Source organism: Bacillus sp. AFS031507 (genome assembly GCF_002584635.1).
GTDB lineage: Bacteria > Bacillota > Bacilli > Bacillales > Cytobacillaceae > Neobacillus.
This window is the reverse complement of record NZ_NUOW01000055.1, coordinates 17648-33914: the sequence shown is the minus strand read 5'-3', so window position 1 is coordinate 33914 and position 16267 is coordinate 17648. Positions and strand designations below refer to the sequence as shown.

The window sequence follows — 16267 nt, the reverse complement described above, 5'->3', positions numbered from 1 at the left end:
TGCGGTAAAAGTAAACAAGGGAAATTTCGAGTAAAACGGAAATCAAGTAGAAAGAAAGTACAAGGTAAACTAAAAGAAACGAAAGAATGGCTGAAGAGTAATAGAAGTAAAGATATTCATACGATTATGGATAGATTTAAACGCTCACTAATAGGTTATTACAACTATTATTGCATCTCTGATAATACCCAAAATGTTAACAACTTCAAAGACAAAATCGAAAAGTTATTGTTTAAGTGGCTCAATAGAAGAAGCCAAAGGAAATCCTTTACATGGGATAAATTCAGTCTATTTCTTAATAAATATCCACTTCCATCACCAAGAATAAAAGTGAGTATATATGATTTAAGAAAAGAGATTAGCTACATTCTGTAAATGATAACTAGGAGGAGCCGTGTGCGTTAATAGCGCGGGAAACTGTCTCGATAATGCCGTTATCGAGAACTTCTTTGGCATCCTTAAGACAGAACTTCTCTATCTCCAGGAGTTTGAAAGTATTGAGCATTTTATACAGGAATTACATGATTATATTCACTACTACAACAATATCCGCATGAAGAAAAAGTTAATGGACCTGAGCCCAGTAGAATACAGGTCTCAGGTCCAACAGGTTGCCTAAAATATATATGTCTAATTTTTTTGGTTCACTTCACTTATGTGGTGTTTTATTTACTTTAACCAATATTATTCCCTTTCGGATTCAAAATTCCATGGAAAAAGCTTAATACTCTTTGGAAAGCATCCCTAGCTGCAACGACATTATAGGATGCTCGTGTATCGTTAAAAAACGCATGTCCTGTTTGAGGATAAATTTGATAGTCAAAAGTCTTACCGTTTTGTTTCATCTGTTCTGCAAAAGCAGGAACATTGTCCGTAATACGTTTATCTTGATCCCCGTAAAATCCATATACAGGGCAATTAATATTCTGTAATTCGTCCTCAGACGGTGCATTCCCATAAAAAATAACCGCTCCATTTAACTGCTCATCACGGCAGGACAAAAGTCCGGATAGGGCTCCACCCATACAGAATCCAATCGAAACAACACCTTGACCCTTGGTCGAAGTATTTTCTTCCCTTATGTATTTCGTGGTGGCTAAAAGCTTCTCGATATAGTCAGAAGAGTGCATGCCTCCAAACATTCTTTCAAAGGTTTTGGTCACACGGTCTTGTTTTTCTGCATCCAGTTCAGCTAACGCTTTATCTCTTTCGCCTGGATTGTTCCACGCGGAATGAGGTAAAGAGTCCAGAAATGCCTTAACCTCTTCCACTCGTTCCGTCCGTAGATCCTCGATTCTCTCTCCGTCATTGGCATATAAATCAGGCGCAAACGCAAGGTATCCAGCCTGTGCAAATCGATTGGTTATGTCCTGAATGTGTGCATCCACACCCCAGATTTCTTGGATAACAATGACAGCTGGAAGGTTTTCATTTGCACGATCCATCTTTGCTATATATCCAATATGTTCTTTGTTTTTTCCATAACGAACCCACTGAGTTTCTAACGCCATGCGATCCCCTCCATTTAATTGTAATTGGCTATTCCTATTAACATGTTAGCAAACTCCTCTATAAAATCAAAATATTAAGAATAGAAATCAAAAAGACCGTTAATATATGTAGTTTTTATCACTTTTATAAAAGGGGAAAATCCATTCTAAGGAAAAATAAGGAAGAAAAAATATTATGCTTTATTCAGCTAACGGGGTGCATTATTACAATAAGTCGAGATGTATTTTTTTATTGTTATAACGAATCCTCCTAGTTATTGAAGTTTGTTTCGTTTTGCCTTTATTTGTTAATAACTTCCGCATAGTAGATGGAGGTTATCCTGCTACTAAATCGTCTTCTTCCTTCGGCAAACATTCAATAAATATTGATGAAAAACTAAAACCGAAGATGGTTATAGATGGTATAATGATAGCTTTGTCAAAATGTCTTCCATATACATTTGATAATCAATCCAAAACTTTACAATTGACAAAATGAACTGTATCGATTAAATTTACAGTATAGTAACTGTAAGATTTTTTATTACATTTAAAAATACTTGCCAAAATACACTAAGGAGTGTGTAAAAGTATGGTGACTGTTTATACCACACCGAGTTGTGGTTCTTGCCGAAAAGCTAAAGCTTGGCTTGAAGAGCATCGAATTGAGTATATGGAAAGAAACATCTTATCGCAGCCCCTTACAGTCGATGAGATTAAATCGATTCTTCGCATGACGGAAGAGGGGACGAGCGAAATTATTTCAACTAATTCGAAGGCGTTCCAAGAATTAAACGTAAATATTGAAACTCTTCCGCTTAATGAATTGTATAAATTAATAATGGAGCATCCTAAAATGGTGCGCCGGCCAATTATCCTCGACGAAAAAAGATTACAGGTTGGATATAACGAAGACGAAATTCGTAGTTTTTTGCCCCGTAGGATACGAAATTATTTGTACACCGAATTGCAAAAAGAGGCCAATTAAAATGAAATAATAAGGGCAAAATCCTTAGTCTTTACACTTAAAACTAAAGCCAAAATATATTTAATTTATATATGTTTTTAAAAGGAGGAATACCGGATGATTGAAGTTTTCGTGACAGTAAATTATAAAAATCGGAATTACCATACCAATGTCCTAGCGGAAAAAGATATGACATGGGAAAAAATTAAACGGATCGCAGAAGAACAAGTCAAAAAACAATGGGAGATTTAAATAATCGGCATATCCACGGACTTAGAAAAGCTATATTCTTGACTTGCCAATCTGTAATGATTAGTAGACCAGTACGTTATTAATTTTAAAAGAGTTCTCTGTAACATTTTCTTCGGAGTAGAAGAACATCTGGGAGAATATTTAAAGGTGTATTCAATCAAAGAGATTGTCATTTTGTTAATAAGCGTGAGTGCCCGGATTAGAACTGTAGATTTCTTTAAGAAAAATGTAATAAAAAAGATTACAGATTAATTAATGCTGGCATATCCTAGGATTAAACGAAAAAAAATTAAGAAGGTGAAAAAAACTATGTTCTCCAATAATAATACGATTTTAAAAACAGGGGATTGGATTAAGGCAGAATCACTGGAGGGCGAATTAATCATTGGTTATATTGAATCACTGTCAAGTATAGAAGGAATAGTGAAGGTAACGGTTGTTACAAGTGACAATAATCAAGCGATTGGCAAAACAATTCCTTTTTTAAGTAAACGGGTGAAAAAACTGCCTGTTTCTAATGTAACCAACAAATCACAAATTGAATTCCTCCTAGATCTGGCTTTATCAACAGGGGATAAGGAATGGTTTTTGGCGCTTTCTGCGGAATTAAACGCGATGAAGCAGCTAGTTAATGGAGTACTTTAAAACTACACATTGAATTCCGTTTGGTTTGAATTTTGATAAAAGGAATATCCAATGTTTATTGGAAAGGGTTAGTCCAAATAGTTGAACAAAAAGGTGCATAAATCCAGAAACGGATTAATGCACCTTTTTTACATAAGCATTTGCTTAAATGTGTTACCTGTTTTCATGAAAAACGAATCCACGTAATCTCCTAATTTGTCAGATTAAATTTCGGAACAAACAAGTACAAAAAGGATAAACGTGTTTTAGCTGCACATCCATTTAACTAAGTTAGAACATGCCGTTTTCATTAGGGGAATCCTCTGGTAGGGGTTGTCCTATATCCCACAATTCAACGATTTGGTTATCTTGGAAACGGAAGATATGTACAACAGCTCCTCCAAGATCCTCTGGATTTTGTTTCACATGAGAGTAAACTGAAACCATATCTCTCTCTTGAAGTACAAGTTTGACCTCAAGTATTTTATGAGGGTTCATAGTTGAGTTCTCTTCCATCGCAAGCATGAGTGATTCTGCATCACCACGGAAATAGGGGTTGTGGTGACGAAAGTCAGGACTTATGTATGTCTGGTATGCTTCACGAACTTTCCCTGAAGCTACGAGCTGAAGAAAAGACACAGCTTTCTCTTTGAGTGAGGGGTTGGATGTAGACTGCTGATCCGTACTCATTTCAATCATCCTTTCCTTTCAAGAATTATACTGTTAGAAATAAATAGAAGTTTAAGGTACTAAAACTCTTCAGCCGTTATTTCCTCTTTTTTCATCGATGCTGATCGACAAGAATTTGATTCCCGTCTGGATCTTCAATGATAAAATGTGCTGGTCCCTCTGTTGTTTCAGTTGCTTCAGTCAGCATTTTTATTCCTTCAGACTTAAGTTGTTTTTGAATGTCTCGAATGTCCGTAAACGATTCAAGATTTTCGGCATTTTCATTCCACCCTGGATTAAAGGTCAGAATGTTCTTTTCAAACATTCCTTGGAATAGCCCAATGATGCAATTTTCATTCTTCATAATAAGCCAATTTTGACTAATGTCACCACCAAAAGCTTGAAATCTCAGTTTTTCGTAGAATGACTTAGATAGATGAATGTCTTTAACGTTTAAACTCACTGAAAAAGCTCCTAGGTTCATATATACTCCTCCTTCTAACTTATCTATTTTTACTATAAATGAGTGCTTTGAAATTCTCAACATTTCCCATATAATTAAATGGGTCGTGGGTTTATTTCACATGCCAAACAAAAAATAAAAATTGCAAAAATATACTTTTATTAATGTTAAAACTATAGATACGAGATAGATAGGAGAGGAGTACGGTGAATACCTTTAAAGAGAGAAGAAAAGCCCGAAGAGACAAGAGAAAAGAAGAAGGAAAGGAATCCATATGGTGGGAATTCCTTGATATCTTTTTGGATATAGCAGAATTAATCGGACCAAGTCTTATTCGGTCTATTCGGTCAGCCATTAAATTCCTGGAACATCATTAAAATGATTATTTAAGGGATTGAATTGGATGTGTGAAAATCGATACCTTAGTTCTTTATTTATAGATTTAGTTTGATATATTACTGAGAATCGAAGTAAAAAAATAAAGATTTAGTTCTTCAATAATGAAAGGAGAAAATATGGACAAATTCAATAATATACCACTAGAAAATGATTTCCCCAATATTGGTAAACCTGCTACAAGAGCTCTTATCAATGCTGGCTACTATAAACTTGATCAATTGACAAAGGTTACTGAGTCAGAAATACTGAGGTTACATGGTGTTGGACCGAAAGCGGTGCGAATACTGAATGAAGCTCTTAAAGGAAAACAATTATCTTTTGCTGGAAAATAAGTAAAAAGAAGAAAAGCTTATTTTTCAACGTTTCTTACATTTTGTAAGGAACTTTTTTATTTACCAGAAATACTCTCATATGGCTCAAAGGATGTAATTTTAAGTCCACAGGAACCGTCACCATGGCCCTTTGTTATCTTGCTATTATATTCTAAACACCTTATTTTTTTCTATTTATTAGGCTATAGTGTAAATCATCAAGAAAGCTAAATAGGGGCGATAAAAATGGTCCAAGATATAAAAACACGTGTAAAAAGTTTAAATTGGGATTCAATTCAAAACGAATTAGATGAGCAAGGGTTTGCAAAGCTTCCAGCAATATTAACAAAAGAGGAATGCGACTTCTTCATGAAACTTTATAGTAAGGAAGAGTCATACAGAACGACAATCAATATGACGAGATATCGCTTTGGGAATGGGGAGTATAAATATTTTTCCTATCCATTACCTGAGATCATCCAAAGTTTAAGAGAGTCCTTTTATCCAGAGTTGGCTAAAACAGCAAATCGATGGTTGGGCTATTTAAAGAAACCAGAACTGTTTCCAGATCATCTTCAAGAATTTTTGAGAACATGTGAAGAATATGAACAAACTAGACCGACACCCCTAATATTAAAGTATGAAACAGGCGGGTTTAATTGTTTGCACCAAGATTTATATGGAGATGTATTTTTCCCATTTCAAGTAGTATTTGTATTAAATCAACGAGATAAAGACTTTTGCGGTGGAGAGTCCTTATTAGTGGAACAAATTCCTCGTGCTCAGAGCAGGGGGCATGTGATTACTCTAGAACAAGGCAGTGCTCTAATCTTTCCTAGTAACCATAGACCTGCTCTTGGTAAAAAAGGGTATTACAAAAATACGGTTCGTCACGGAGTAAGTACGGTTACCTCTGGAGAACGATACGGTCTTGGAATCATTTTTCATGATTCAAAATAAATATTAAATTTTTATATCTTGCTATTTCATTCCTAGAATTGTAAATTCTGAATTTATAGGGGGTATAATGTAAGGAGAGGTGAGATAAATGCCGGATCGTATCAATAATGAATTACAAGATTGTGAAGAACATGGAATTTTGACTGACGTGGACATGATGACAAATGAAAAGTGGCAAGCAATTATAGACAATGATGCTTCGTACAATAATCAATTTTTCTATGCTGTAAAGACCACAGGAATCTTCTGTAAACCATCTTGCAAATCTCGCATTCCCAAAAAAGAAAATATACGTATTTTTTTAAACGCAGAACAAGCGCTCCGTGCAAATTTTCGCCCTTGTAAACGTTGCAAGCCTACTAATGAGAGATTGCCTGATAGTGAGTGGGTGGCTTTTATCACTGAATACATTGATAAAAATTTCATAGAAAAATTAACTCTAGAAACATTAGCAAATATTGCTCATGGGAGTCCCTATCATTTGCATCGAACGTTTAAAAAAATTAAAGGCATCACACCAGTTGAATATATCCAACAGGTGAGAGTAAACGCTGCTAAAGAGTATTTGATTCACACAAATAAAGCGATTGCGGATCTCGCCATATGTGTAGGTATGCCTAATGCGTCCTATTTTATTACATTATTTAAAAAGAAAACCGGACTTACACCAGCACAATTTCGTCAAATGAGTAAAATGGAGAAAATGTAAAAGGGAATCAAAGAATAAACCAACCCTCTAAGTATCGATCATTAACCAGCTATCGTGGTGAATTAGAAGTGAAGAAATTGCATTTGAATCTGGAAAGACAGATCTCATCCAGCAATAAGTGATTATTTAGGTACATTGAATGGAAAGGAGGTCCCTAAATGAAAAGTGAATTGTTCTATAAAAACCCGAAAACCATACTTAATAAAGGTACAGGCTTTCTTTCTGGATATACTCATTCACTAAATCCTTATACAGGCTGTTCATTTGGGTGTTCATACTGTTATGTACGTCAAATGCCTGTATCCCTCTTTCGAGAAGGGGAATGGGGAAATTGGGTTGATGTTAAAAACGGAGCTGCGAATTTATTAAGGAAGGAGCTTCATCGCGCCAAAGCCAAAGGAAATGTATCCGTTTTCATGTCATCAAGTACAGACCCGTATCAACCCGTAGAGCATAAGGAAAAAGTAACACGTTCTTTACTAGAGGTTATGGTAGAAGATCCACCTGAATTCTTATTAGTACAGACGAGAAGCCCACTTGTAAGTCGAGATATCGATTTGCTGCGGCATTTAAAAGATAAAGTCCGGGTAAGTATGACGATTGAAACGGATTCGGAAACGATACGTAAACATTTTACTCCAGAGGCCCCTCCTATTCAGGCACGCTTCAAGACATTGGAAAAATTAGTGGATGCAGGTATACCAACCCAAGTGGCGATCGCACCCATATTACCGAGTGGAGAATATTTTCCTGAGAAATTGAAGCCATTCGTCGATCGGATATGTATGGATGACTACTTTATGGGGGATGGCAGTGGAGGAAAACGCACAAGAAAACTTAGAATCGAGAAAAAATATGCCCAACTTGGTTTAGAAGAATGGTATGGACCGCAAGTTATTAAAAAAGTATATAAGAGATTTATAGATATCTTTCCGGAAAATCAGGTTTATCTGAGCCAGAAAGGGTTTGAGCCGTAAAGAGAACAGGGTGTGATTACATGTGTAAAAATCATAAGAAAAGTAATGAAAATAGAAATGGCAAAAATACATTCACACCGTTAGGTCCCAATATTGCGTAAACATCCCAAGGATGTCTCCGAAGGACTGGAGAGAAATTAAAGTAAGAAATGGGGGATATTTATGAGAGGAATTATTTTGTCGACAGAGAGTGGTGCGGATTTACCTGAAGAATTAGCTGATAAACATAATGTCCAGGTGGTCCCGATGCACGTGATTATCGATGGGCAGGATTACTTAGATGGAACGATACCTGTAACGGATATTTATGACTACTACGAGCGGACAAAGAAAATACCCTCTACAACATCGACAAATTCCCATGAATATCTTGAATTTTTCAAGAAGATAAAAAATGATTTTCCAGATTGCATCATTATACATATTGGTTATACGTCAAAGGCATCGTCTTCCTTTCAAAATGCAATCATCGCAACGGAAGATTTGAATGATATTTTTCTAATTGATGCTTTGAACGTAACAGGTGGATTAACTGCGATTGTAATGTATGCGGTTACCTTATTAGCGAATGAACCTTCAATTGACCCTGCCCAATTAGTAAAGAAGATTGAATCAAAAGTTCCTAAATCAAGACTGGCTTTCGTTCCCGGAAGTTTAGAATTTTTAAGGGCAGGAGGACGAGTCAGTAATCTAGCTTATCTCGGTGGGGCTTTGTTAAAAATAAAACCGCGTATTGAACTAATTGATGGAAATCTTGTTTCAACAAAAAAATATCGTGGGAAAATGGATGTTGTTTCCGAGAAACTTATGCGAGATTATTTAAATCAATACGAAATTGATAGAGAACAACTCTATCTACTTTACTCTATCGGACTTGATGAAAGGATTAAGCAGGGGATGAATGAATTCGCAAAAGAAACAGGTTTCAAAAATGTAAAATGGATTCAAGCAGGCGCAATGATTTCTACACATGCTGGACCTGGTGGTATCGGAATTGCAGGCTTAGAAGTATAGTACGGTCAAAACCAGTACTTATATGGGATTAGCAACAACCTTAGCTGAAATTTTTTAGGAACTGTATTGTTTTATTTTTCTTCCTATTGACCCATATTGTGAAGAAGAACGACTTATTAATTTTCAGTAAAAAAGGTACTTAAGGAGAATTTGTTTCTCAGAATTTTTAAAGGATATGCATTTGTTTAGTATTTGCTAACAAAATACCCCCCCCTAACCGGGGGGATAAAAGAAGCTAGAATTAAAATGGTCTTGGCGGACAACAAGGATTGTATGGAACTCCGCACATTGTATGTGTTTCACAACATTCATTTACACATGACTCGGTATGTGGGAAATAGTGTTGATGATTAATCATTTGCATATTGACTGTAGTCGTGTGAGAAGTATGTAAATGCGTTACAACTTTATTGAATATATTTGTCTTAACATATTGTTGTCCTGGTGAAACCAACGGTGGATCATACTGAGCAGGAAACACTTGAGGTGGGCAGTATTGTGGACATCCTTGTGGTGGAAAGTATTGGGCTTGCATCGGTTGTAATGGAGCTATCTGATTTGGCATTATATTGGGTGGAAAACCACCAAACCCACTTTGTCTATTCATCATTAAATGACCTCCATATGAATTTGTCTTGTTACATCATTAGTCTATGTGAACTTTTATTGTGTGGACTAGTTTGATACCTAATTTTGAAATAAAAATTATGTAAACTAAAAGATTGATTTGTTCAAAAGAGGAATCGGAAAGCATGTTAAAGTACCTTAAAGTTAATCAAATAGACAGGTCATAACGACCTGTCAGAGTACGAAATCTTAACGTTGTTTTGACGTGAGGGGATTAACAACAAAAGCCTCCACCATAACCAACTCCACCGTAGCCAGCACCGTAGCCACCGCCATAGCTACCACCAACAAAGGATGCACCTACGATGATTAAAAGAATAAACAGTACAACAATAAAAGCAAATCCGGATCCGAAATTAGTACCTTCGCTCATATTTAACACCACCTTTTGAGAACATAAACTACCATATGTAAGGAACGGGGTTTTGTTGAGAGATAAATTAAAACGAATAAATTGAAATTATTAGCTAATTTTTCTTTTTATTCAATTGGCGTTAGGAAACTAAGGTATTTGTTGAACTAACGAAGCAGTTTAATAAAAGTTCTATTTAAAAAGGAACCGCGATTGGCGATTCCTAAGATTATTATTTATTTTCTACGTTTAGGGTACTAAATGAATTGTTAAGTGCTGTTTTACACTTGTTTACATCATGATTCGATGAACGAACTGCTGCTAATACAACATCAATTGTTCCATCAATATTTGTCCATGTAGCGCCATCGATTTTTCGAAGCTTAGGTTCCTGTGTGTCCCATTGATGTTCTAATTCATCTGCCCCTTTTTTCGCTGAAGCAAAGTCGTTTTTATTTACAGCGTTTAGCACATCATTTTCAATTTTAACAAAATCGTTTAATTGACCTGCTAATGTAGCTTGCTCTTCAGCACCTTGTGATGCAATATTATTACTGCGCCAGTTATAACCACCTATACCAACAACTAAGAAAATTACGAGTACAACAATCGTTTGTGTTAGCACATGTTTCTTATTTGCATTTCTTTGGTTTGTTTCCGCTATATCACTTTTAACATTTGTATCAATTTTTGAAACGGCAAGGAAAACGATGATCGCTAAAATAGCGATAAGAAAAATCACACTCGTAACGGTTGTCCCGAGTCCTAATCCGCCATTTACTTTTGATTGAGATAGGTAATCTCCAATTGACGCTCCAAGCGGACGAGTTAAAATATACGCAATCCAGAAAGCTAATACTCCGTCAAGTTTCAAAAATTTATAAGCTAAGAACACAAGAGCAATAATAATAACAACGCCTATTCCTGTGTTAAGATAACCAAAACCAAGTTGTTCGGAGTATAAATCGCCGACCGCTGTTCCAAGTGCAAAGGTGAAAAGGATCGTAAGCCAGTAGAAAACCTCTCTTTTTCTAGTAAAAATCGAGTGGATCGATAGTGTTTTTTCACTAAGATACCATAATAGAAAAGTCAGTCCTAGTAGCACCGAGAAAACAGCTGTGCTAACCTCAAGTGCTACGCCCATATTATCTGTCAAGTTATCCGTTACCAATGTTCCAAATACGCTTATAAGAACAACTGTTACCCAGTAAATCGCTGGAACATATTTGCTTGCTTTAAATTGAAAAAACAATGCAATTAAAAATGCAGCTCCCATAATAATGGTAGTAAGAGTTAAACCAAGTCCAATGTTGAAATTGATGAAATCAGCAAATGTTTCACCAACAGTTGTACACAAAATTTTGATGATCCAAAAGAAAATCGTCACTTGTGGCACTTTGTTAAGTAAAATTTTCATTTTATTTTGGTTTTCTTGCATATATAATTTCCTTTCTTTAAAGTGGTTGCCCACAACTTAATTTTATTTCTCTCTCTAAATAAGGATACCTATCCAAATCCAGGTTTATCATTTAGGAAGTCCGCGCTGTTTCTCCCACAATGGTTGCTATAATCTTGACGATTTCAAAAAATATGGTGACTTGTGATTCTTTGCTTATCATTTACCGATCTGAAGGTTGGACTATTTCAGTTTGTTTAGAAAATGCTGAGTTTTCTTAAAAAGGAACTCATCTCCTTTTTGGAAGTAGTCATTGTTTCCATCGCTCATTTTCATTTGTGATGATGTTAGTCTCTACTTCTCTACTATAATAGAAATCGGGGGGCTATTTATTAAAAACTGATTAAAATTAACTTAAGTGTCTGTTAAGTATAAGCGGCATTTTCTTATTGTATTTACGGTCCAGGAGTGTTTAAGAAGGGAAAGTAATTTTTCATACTGGGAGGTGAAAAGGATGAGAAGGGATTACTTGAAGTTATTTTACCAGAAAGGGGAAATATTAAGCTTTTCAAGTCTATCCCAATTTCATTGTTGATGGTATCTGAATATTTTCCTTTCTATATAGAGGAGTTTAGTTGAAGAATAAATGCATAAATATTTAAATACGAGGGATTTTCAAAAGTTAATTTATTGGGTGTGCCAATTAAGATTGACTTTATTAGTTTAGGGGAGATAATACAGCAGGATAGAACTACAATATTTTTTTACCTTAAACAAAATTAAACCAAACAACATATAATACAATATGTGGTACACCATAAAGAAGACCGTGACTTGAACGACACGGTCTAACAAACAACTTTAGAAGTGATTGAGTAATCCATCCTCGTCGGCAAACTCTGGTTGGATTATTTTTTTTGTTTCTTTTGTTTTCTCATGTGGACATCACCTACTTACTTATTTTTGGTTAAAGATGAGTTTATTAAGTTCCTTATCTATTACATAAGGTATCTACGGTAATTGTATTGTTTTGATATGCTCTAAATTGCGACAAACCGTTTCCCCTTCAGCTGTTATAAGAATCATTTTGTTATTACGAATCTTTTGAAGTAAGCCTATTTTTTCAGTGTTTTCTCCACCATCTATAATAACTAGTTGATTTTCTAATCTTTTCAACTGTTCATCAAAGGATCTGGCTAAAGGAGTGGGTATAGGCACAAGGGGTAGATTTTCCTTGTTTAAAGAATATGGTATTGTATTAGGGGGATACGGAATTAGCCATTTAACATGATTCATCGAAATAAACATTGTTTTGTACACAGGGGAGTGGAAGACAAAATAGTCGTTCATAATGCTAGTTATATAACCATGAATTGATTTATTCCCTGTGACGTAAACCTTGACAAACAAACCTTTAGCAATCGTTAATGATTTACGAAACGATATTACATCCGTTTCAATTGGTTTTTCTGAAGGAGGGTTATAAGAGGTATATTCTTCATCTAAAATGGTTTCTTTCAATCTTTGCACATGAACAAATGGAATATAGAGGTATGAATCGGTCCTGCCATCGTATAAAACAATGATGTCCAACCCAGCATCTGTTAGGATTCCCTTGTGAATAACGCCTCCTGAAATTTCAACCTCAATTTGAATTCCTATTGAATCTATAAAATCTATAAGCATCTTAATTCTCCTTTTTTCTCAAATTATCCTTGGAGTGCTCCACCGAAGAGCCAAGAAACCCAATAATATAAAACCACTAATGTGAATAATACAGTAGGCGGTATAACGACAGCTGTTACTTTTATATATTCCCACCAAGTGATTCTTACTTTTCCACGCTTTACAATGTGCATCCACATCAGCGTAGCCAACGTTCCCATAGGAAGTAGTAAGGAACCCATGTCGCTGCCAATGACGTTCGCCAGATAGGCGATTTTCAAGGAGAGTAGATCTAGATTCATATGCGTCAACGTGAGGGTTCCAACCATGAGTGCAGGGTGATTATTAAAAATATTTGAGAGTACTGATAGAAGTACACCCATCATCACACTTGCATTGAGCAGGCTTCCAGAAACCATTGGACGCATAAATTGGATCAACCAGTCTGTTAGTCCGATATTATTCAGACCGTAAATAATTACATACATACTAAAAGCGAACACGATAATATACCACGGCGTTTTTTTCAGCATATCAGTTGGAGGTATTTTTAAATAAGCCCATCTCCATCCTAAAAGGACCAGCGAGCCAATTACAGCCATAAGAGAGACTGGAATGGAAAGAAACGAAGCTACAAATAGACTGACACGGACTGCAAATACAAACAGGAGGACGTTTCGCATAAACCTTGAACGTTCCTTCTCTGTACCATGTTTCATAGGACTTGGCTTAAGTGGATGGTAAGAAGGGAGTGACCGCCCAGTAATCTTAGTAGGAACGGTTTTCGGTAAGACTTTTTTGAAGCGAAGGAACAAGAGCCAAGTCAGCAGTAGTAAACCAAGCGTGGCAGGAACAAACATCATCGCCGTATGCAAATACAAGCTCATATGCACGATTTTTAGAGCGATCAGATTGACAATGTTACTTACACCTATTGGAGCACTCGAAGCAGTCGCAATTAAGGCTCCAGACAGCAAATACGGAATTTTTTGATGGTTTTTTAAGCCCATGTTGTTTAATAACATGACTAGGATTGGAGTTGTGATTAAAATACTGCCGTCGTTATTAAAAAAGAGTGTCATGAGAAAACATAAAAGATTGACATACCAGAATAATCTGATGCCAGACCCATTTGCTTTTTCCGCAAGCTTCTCTGCCACCCAGTTAAAGAATCCAAAACTCTCTAAGACAATCGCCATTACAATCGTTGCCATAATAGTTATCGCAGCACCGCTTATCGTTTCTGCAATTATACCGAGGTCTGTTAGAGAAACACTTCCACTGAGTATGACAATAATCGCACCTATCGTGGCAGGTATAGCTTCATTAATGCCTCTAGGTCTCCAAAGAATCAATCCGAGGGTAACCAAAAAAGATAAAACGGTTATCCAAACCATTGGTTGCATTTTTTTCTCCTTCTTTCTAGCTAGTTTTTCATGATGGTTCCATGAGACGACCTAACCCCCTCAATAGTTAGTCCACTCTTGTCCCCCCCTTCCATCTATCCCTCTTGTGTTGTTGTACTGTATTTATATGTATCACGAATAGGACAGGCTTTGGGTATGTACCCGTTTTTCCAAAAAATCAACTAGAGTCTAAAAAACAACGATTCAAGTAATTACACATGTCAAGATAGAAGAACATAGCTAATTACAAGAATTAAACCTCTTTAATTGAAGTAGTTTATAATGGCAAAAATAAAAAGCGATGTCTAAAATAGTAAACTTGTCAACTGCTCACTGTTGTTCTTGAATGATGAATCAGGGGAAGGATTAGAATATTTTTCCTTAGACAATGCATACTAAAAACATAATTTAAAGCAAATGCAGAAAGGGAAGGAGTTGATGTCTTATTTTCTGAAGTTTTTAAGAGGAAAGCGCTCTTCTCGGTTCCATCAAACAAGCAATAATTCTAATCTTTATAAAAAAAATATGGAAGATGATGTCCTGGACTCTGATTTATCCCACAATACAGAGAATCTCCAACTGCTATTTTCTCAAGCACCGGATTTAGTGATTCGTCGCTTTCCCATCGCAGCGAGTAAAACGGAGGCCGCTTTGGTGTACTTGCCCGGATTGACGGATAAAGATGCGATCCAAAATTATGTTCTAAAGCCATTGATGCATAGCTCCTTCGATCCTACTAAGGATCTGCCAATCACAATAGGAAAGATCGATATGGTCTATACGTGGGGGCAGATCGAAAATGCGATTCTAGGAGGAGATAGCGTTTTATTGTTAAACGGGCAAATCACCGGGTATCAATTAGATACAAAAGGGTGGCCGCAAAGACAGCTTAATAATCCTCAAAATGAAATATCTCTAAAAGGTGCTAATCAAGGATTTGTGGAAACAGGGAGTCAAAATATTGCCCTAATCCGCAGGTATATTCCCCATCAGGAATTAATCTTAAAAGAGATGACCGTCGGTATTCGAGGGAAAACAAAGATTTCCCTTTTATATTTGAGAGATGTTGCTTCTGAAGACGTGCTAAGAGAAATGGAAACACGGATTCAAAATATTACAGTGGACGCAATCCTTAATACCGGCGAACTTATCGAGTTCATTGAAGACAATCCTTATTCACCCTTTCCGCAAATTATGTTGACTGAAAGACCTGATACAGCTGCATCCCAAATTCTTCAGGGGAGATTTGTAATTATTATGGATCGTTCTCCGAGCGTATTGATTGCTCCGACAAACTTTATGGCCTTTTTTCAGGCTGTGGATGATTACGGTTCCCGTTGGTTAGTTTCTTCCTTTATCCGGGTAATGCGTTTTTTTGCCTTTATGATTGCCTTATTTTTGCCCGCCACTTACGTTGCATTTATTTCCTACAATTTTGAGGTTATCCCTATGGAACTTTTGCTTACGATTGCGGAATCAAGGATACAAGTTCCTCTCCCACCCGTGATGGAAGCTGTGATTATGGAAATGACCCTGGAATTGATGAGGGAAGCTGCCTTAAGGCTGCCGACTCCAATCGGTCAGACCATTGGCATTGTGGGAGGCATTATTATTGGTCAGGCGGCTGTTCAAGTGGGAATTGTCAGCAACATTATGATTATAGTCGTTGCCGTTACAGCCATCGCTTCCTATAATATCCCTAATTATGATATGAGTTCGTCCATTAGACTGTTAAGATTTCCTATGATGTTATCCGCTGCCATGTTTGGAATTGTAGGGATTGTGATTGGATGGATGACCATAGTTGGTCACCTGGCTAGTCTTGAATCATTAGGAACACCATATGGAACTCCTCTAGCTCCTTTCCGATTCGCCGATATGAAGGATGCGTTTCTGCGCTTTCCTTTATGGGTAATGAAAAGTCGCCCTAAAGGCACAGGAGCTATTCCAACTATTCGACAAGGGCGAAATCGCACGAAAAGGTGA

Annotated in this window: 19 protein-coding genes and 2 pseudogenes; 13 read left to right on the top strand and 8 right to left on the bottom strand. The window is 36.4% G+C overall.

The features are described 5' to 3' along the window. Together COE25_RS27965 and COE25_RS27960 are read left to right on the top strand one after the other, a co-directional pair. On the top strand, positions 1 to 375 hold a 375-nt coding region (locus tag COE25_RS27965), incomplete at its 5' end, for a group II intron maturase-specific domain-containing protein (protein WP_306573054.1). 37 nt (positions 376 to 412) lie between these two features. Beyond that, positions 413 to 619 (top strand): annotated as a pseudogene (locus COE25_RS27960) (IS3 family transposase); the annotation flags it as partial. Between the two features lie 55 nt (positions 620 to 674). Here the strand turns inward: COE25_RS27960 and COE25_RS27955 are convergent. Further along, the gene (locus COE25_RS27955) at positions 675 to 1511 is read right to left on the bottom strand and encodes a dienelactone hydrolase family protein (RefSeq protein WP_098934974.1); all 837 of its coding nucleotides are present in this window, start codon (positions 1509 to 1511) and stop codon (positions 675 to 677) included. Between the two features lie 571 nt (positions 1512 to 2082). On the opposite strand from COE25_RS27955, the gene spxA reads away from it, so the two are divergent. From spxA to COE25_RS27940, 3 genes are all read left to right on the top strand, one after another. Next, on the top strand, positions 2083 to 2478 hold the full coding sequence (gene spxA / locus COE25_RS27950; protein ID WP_098934973.1) for a transcriptional regulator SpxA: 396 nt from the start codon (positions 2083 to 2085) through the stop codon (positions 2476 to 2478). A 96-nt stretch (positions 2479 to 2574) separates the two neighbouring features. Further along, complete coding sequence (locus tag COE25_RS27945) at positions 2575 to 2709, top strand: BA3454 family stress response protein (protein ID WP_088087264.1); 135 nt, start codon at positions 2575 to 2577, stop codon at positions 2707 to 2709. A 309-nt stretch (positions 2710 to 3018) separates the two neighbouring features. Beyond that, positions 3019 to 3354 carry an IDEAL domain-containing protein gene (locus tag COE25_RS27940; RefSeq protein ID WP_088087265.1) on the top strand — a complete coding sequence of 112 codons (336 nt, stop codon included), beginning with the start codon at positions 3019 to 3021 and terminating at the stop codon, positions 3352 to 3354. A 270-nt stretch (positions 3355 to 3624) separates the two neighbouring features. On the opposite strand, the gene COE25_RS27935 is transcribed toward COE25_RS27940, so the two are convergent. Then, positions 3625 to 4023, bottom strand: coding sequence for a nuclear transport factor 2 family protein (locus tag COE25_RS27935; RefSeq protein WP_098934972.1), 399 nt, complete (start codon positions 4021 to 4023; stop codon positions 3625 to 3627). Positions 4024 to 4114: 91 nt separating this feature from the next. Then, the gene (locus COE25_RS27930) at positions 4115 to 4486 is read right to left on the bottom strand and encodes a VOC family protein (protein ID WP_098934971.1); all 372 of its coding nucleotides are present in this window, start codon (positions 4484 to 4486) and stop codon (positions 4115 to 4117) included. A 185-nt stretch (positions 4487 to 4671) separates the two neighbouring features. Here COE25_RS27930 and COE25_RS31125 point away from each other — a divergent pair, with 185 nt between their 5' ends. The 6 genes from COE25_RS31125 (at position 4672) to COE25_RS27905 (ending at position 8835) form a co-directional block, all read left to right on the top strand. Continuing rightward, positions 4672 to 4842, top strand: a complete 171-nt coding sequence (locus tag COE25_RS31125) for a hypothetical protein (protein ID WP_179195807.1) — start codon at positions 4672 to 4674, stop codon at positions 4840 to 4842. Between the two features lie 138 nt (positions 4843 to 4980). Then, positions 4981 to 5196 carry a helix-hairpin-helix domain-containing protein gene (locus tag COE25_RS27925; protein ID WP_098934970.1) on the top strand — a complete coding sequence of 72 codons (216 nt, stop codon included), beginning with the start codon at positions 4981 to 4983 and terminating at the stop codon, positions 5194 to 5196. A gap of 225 nt (positions 5197 to 5421) precedes the next feature. Then, complete coding sequence (locus COE25_RS27920) at positions 5422 to 6135, top strand: 2OG-Fe(II) oxygenase (RefSeq protein WP_088087269.1); 714 nt, start codon at positions 5422 to 5424, stop codon at positions 6133 to 6135. A gap of 88 nt (positions 6136 to 6223) precedes the next feature. Continuing rightward, positions 6224 to 6844 carry a bifunctional transcriptional activator/DNA repair enzyme AdaA gene (locus tag COE25_RS27915; RefSeq protein ID WP_098934969.1) on the top strand — a complete coding sequence of 207 codons (621 nt, stop codon included), beginning with the start codon at positions 6224 to 6226 and terminating at the stop codon, positions 6842 to 6844. A gap of 158 nt (positions 6845 to 7002) precedes the next feature. Beyond that, entirely contained in the window at positions 7003 to 7821 is an 819-nt protein-coding gene (locus COE25_RS27910; RefSeq protein WP_098934968.1) for an SPL family radical SAM protein, read from the top strand. A 162-nt stretch (positions 7822 to 7983) separates the two neighbouring features. Then, a complete protein-coding gene (locus COE25_RS27905) occupies positions 7984 to 8835 on the top strand; it encodes a DegV family protein (RefSeq protein ID WP_098934967.1) in 852 nt (283 codons plus the stop codon). A 241-nt stretch (positions 8836 to 9076) separates the two neighbouring features. Here the strand turns inward: COE25_RS27905 and COE25_RS27900 are convergent, their stop codons facing one another. Next, positions 9077 to 9370, bottom strand: a complete 294-nt coding sequence (locus COE25_RS27900) for a CotD family spore coat protein (RefSeq protein ID WP_098934976.1) — start codon at positions 9368 to 9370, stop codon at positions 9077 to 9079. On the opposite strand from COE25_RS27900, the gene COE25_RS31120 reads away from it, so the two are divergent. Continuing rightward, entirely contained in the window at positions 9292 to 9519 is a 228-nt protein-coding gene (locus COE25_RS31120; RefSeq protein ID WP_180247640.1) for a hypothetical protein, read from the top strand. The genes COE25_RS27900 and COE25_RS31120 overlap by 79 nt on opposite strands. A gap of 223 nt (positions 9520 to 9742) precedes the next feature. Here the strand turns inward: COE25_RS31120 and COE25_RS32445 are convergent. The 4 genes and pseudogenes from COE25_RS32445 to COE25_RS27880 all read right to left on the bottom strand — a co-directional run. After that, a pseudogene (locus tag COE25_RS32445) lies at positions 9743 to 9835 on the bottom strand (YjcZ family sporulation protein); the annotation flags it as partial. Between the two features lie 211 nt (positions 9836 to 10046). After that, positions 10047 to 11252 carry a COG4705 family protein gene (locus COE25_RS27890; RefSeq protein ID WP_098934965.1) on the bottom strand — a complete coding sequence of 402 codons (1206 nt, stop codon included), beginning with the start codon at positions 11250 to 11252 and terminating at the stop codon, positions 10047 to 10049. A 969-nt stretch (positions 11253 to 12221) separates the two neighbouring features. Further along, on the bottom strand, positions 12222 to 12896 hold the full coding sequence (locus COE25_RS27885) for a DUF2642 domain-containing protein (RefSeq protein WP_088087275.1): 675 nt from the start codon (positions 12894 to 12896) through the stop codon (positions 12222 to 12224). Positions 12897 to 12919: 23 nt separating this feature from the next. Then, positions 12920 to 14272, bottom strand: a complete 1353-nt coding sequence (locus COE25_RS27880) for an arsenic transporter (protein ID WP_088090414.1) — start codon at positions 14270 to 14272, stop codon at positions 12920 to 12922. Between the two features lie 447 nt (positions 14273 to 14719). On the opposite strand from COE25_RS27880, the gene COE25_RS27875 reads away from it, so the two are divergent. After that, the gene (locus tag COE25_RS27875; RefSeq protein WP_098934964.1) at positions 14720 to 16267 is read left to right on the top strand and encodes a spore germination protein; all 1548 of its coding nucleotides are present in this window, start codon (positions 14720 to 14722) and stop codon (positions 16265 to 16267) included.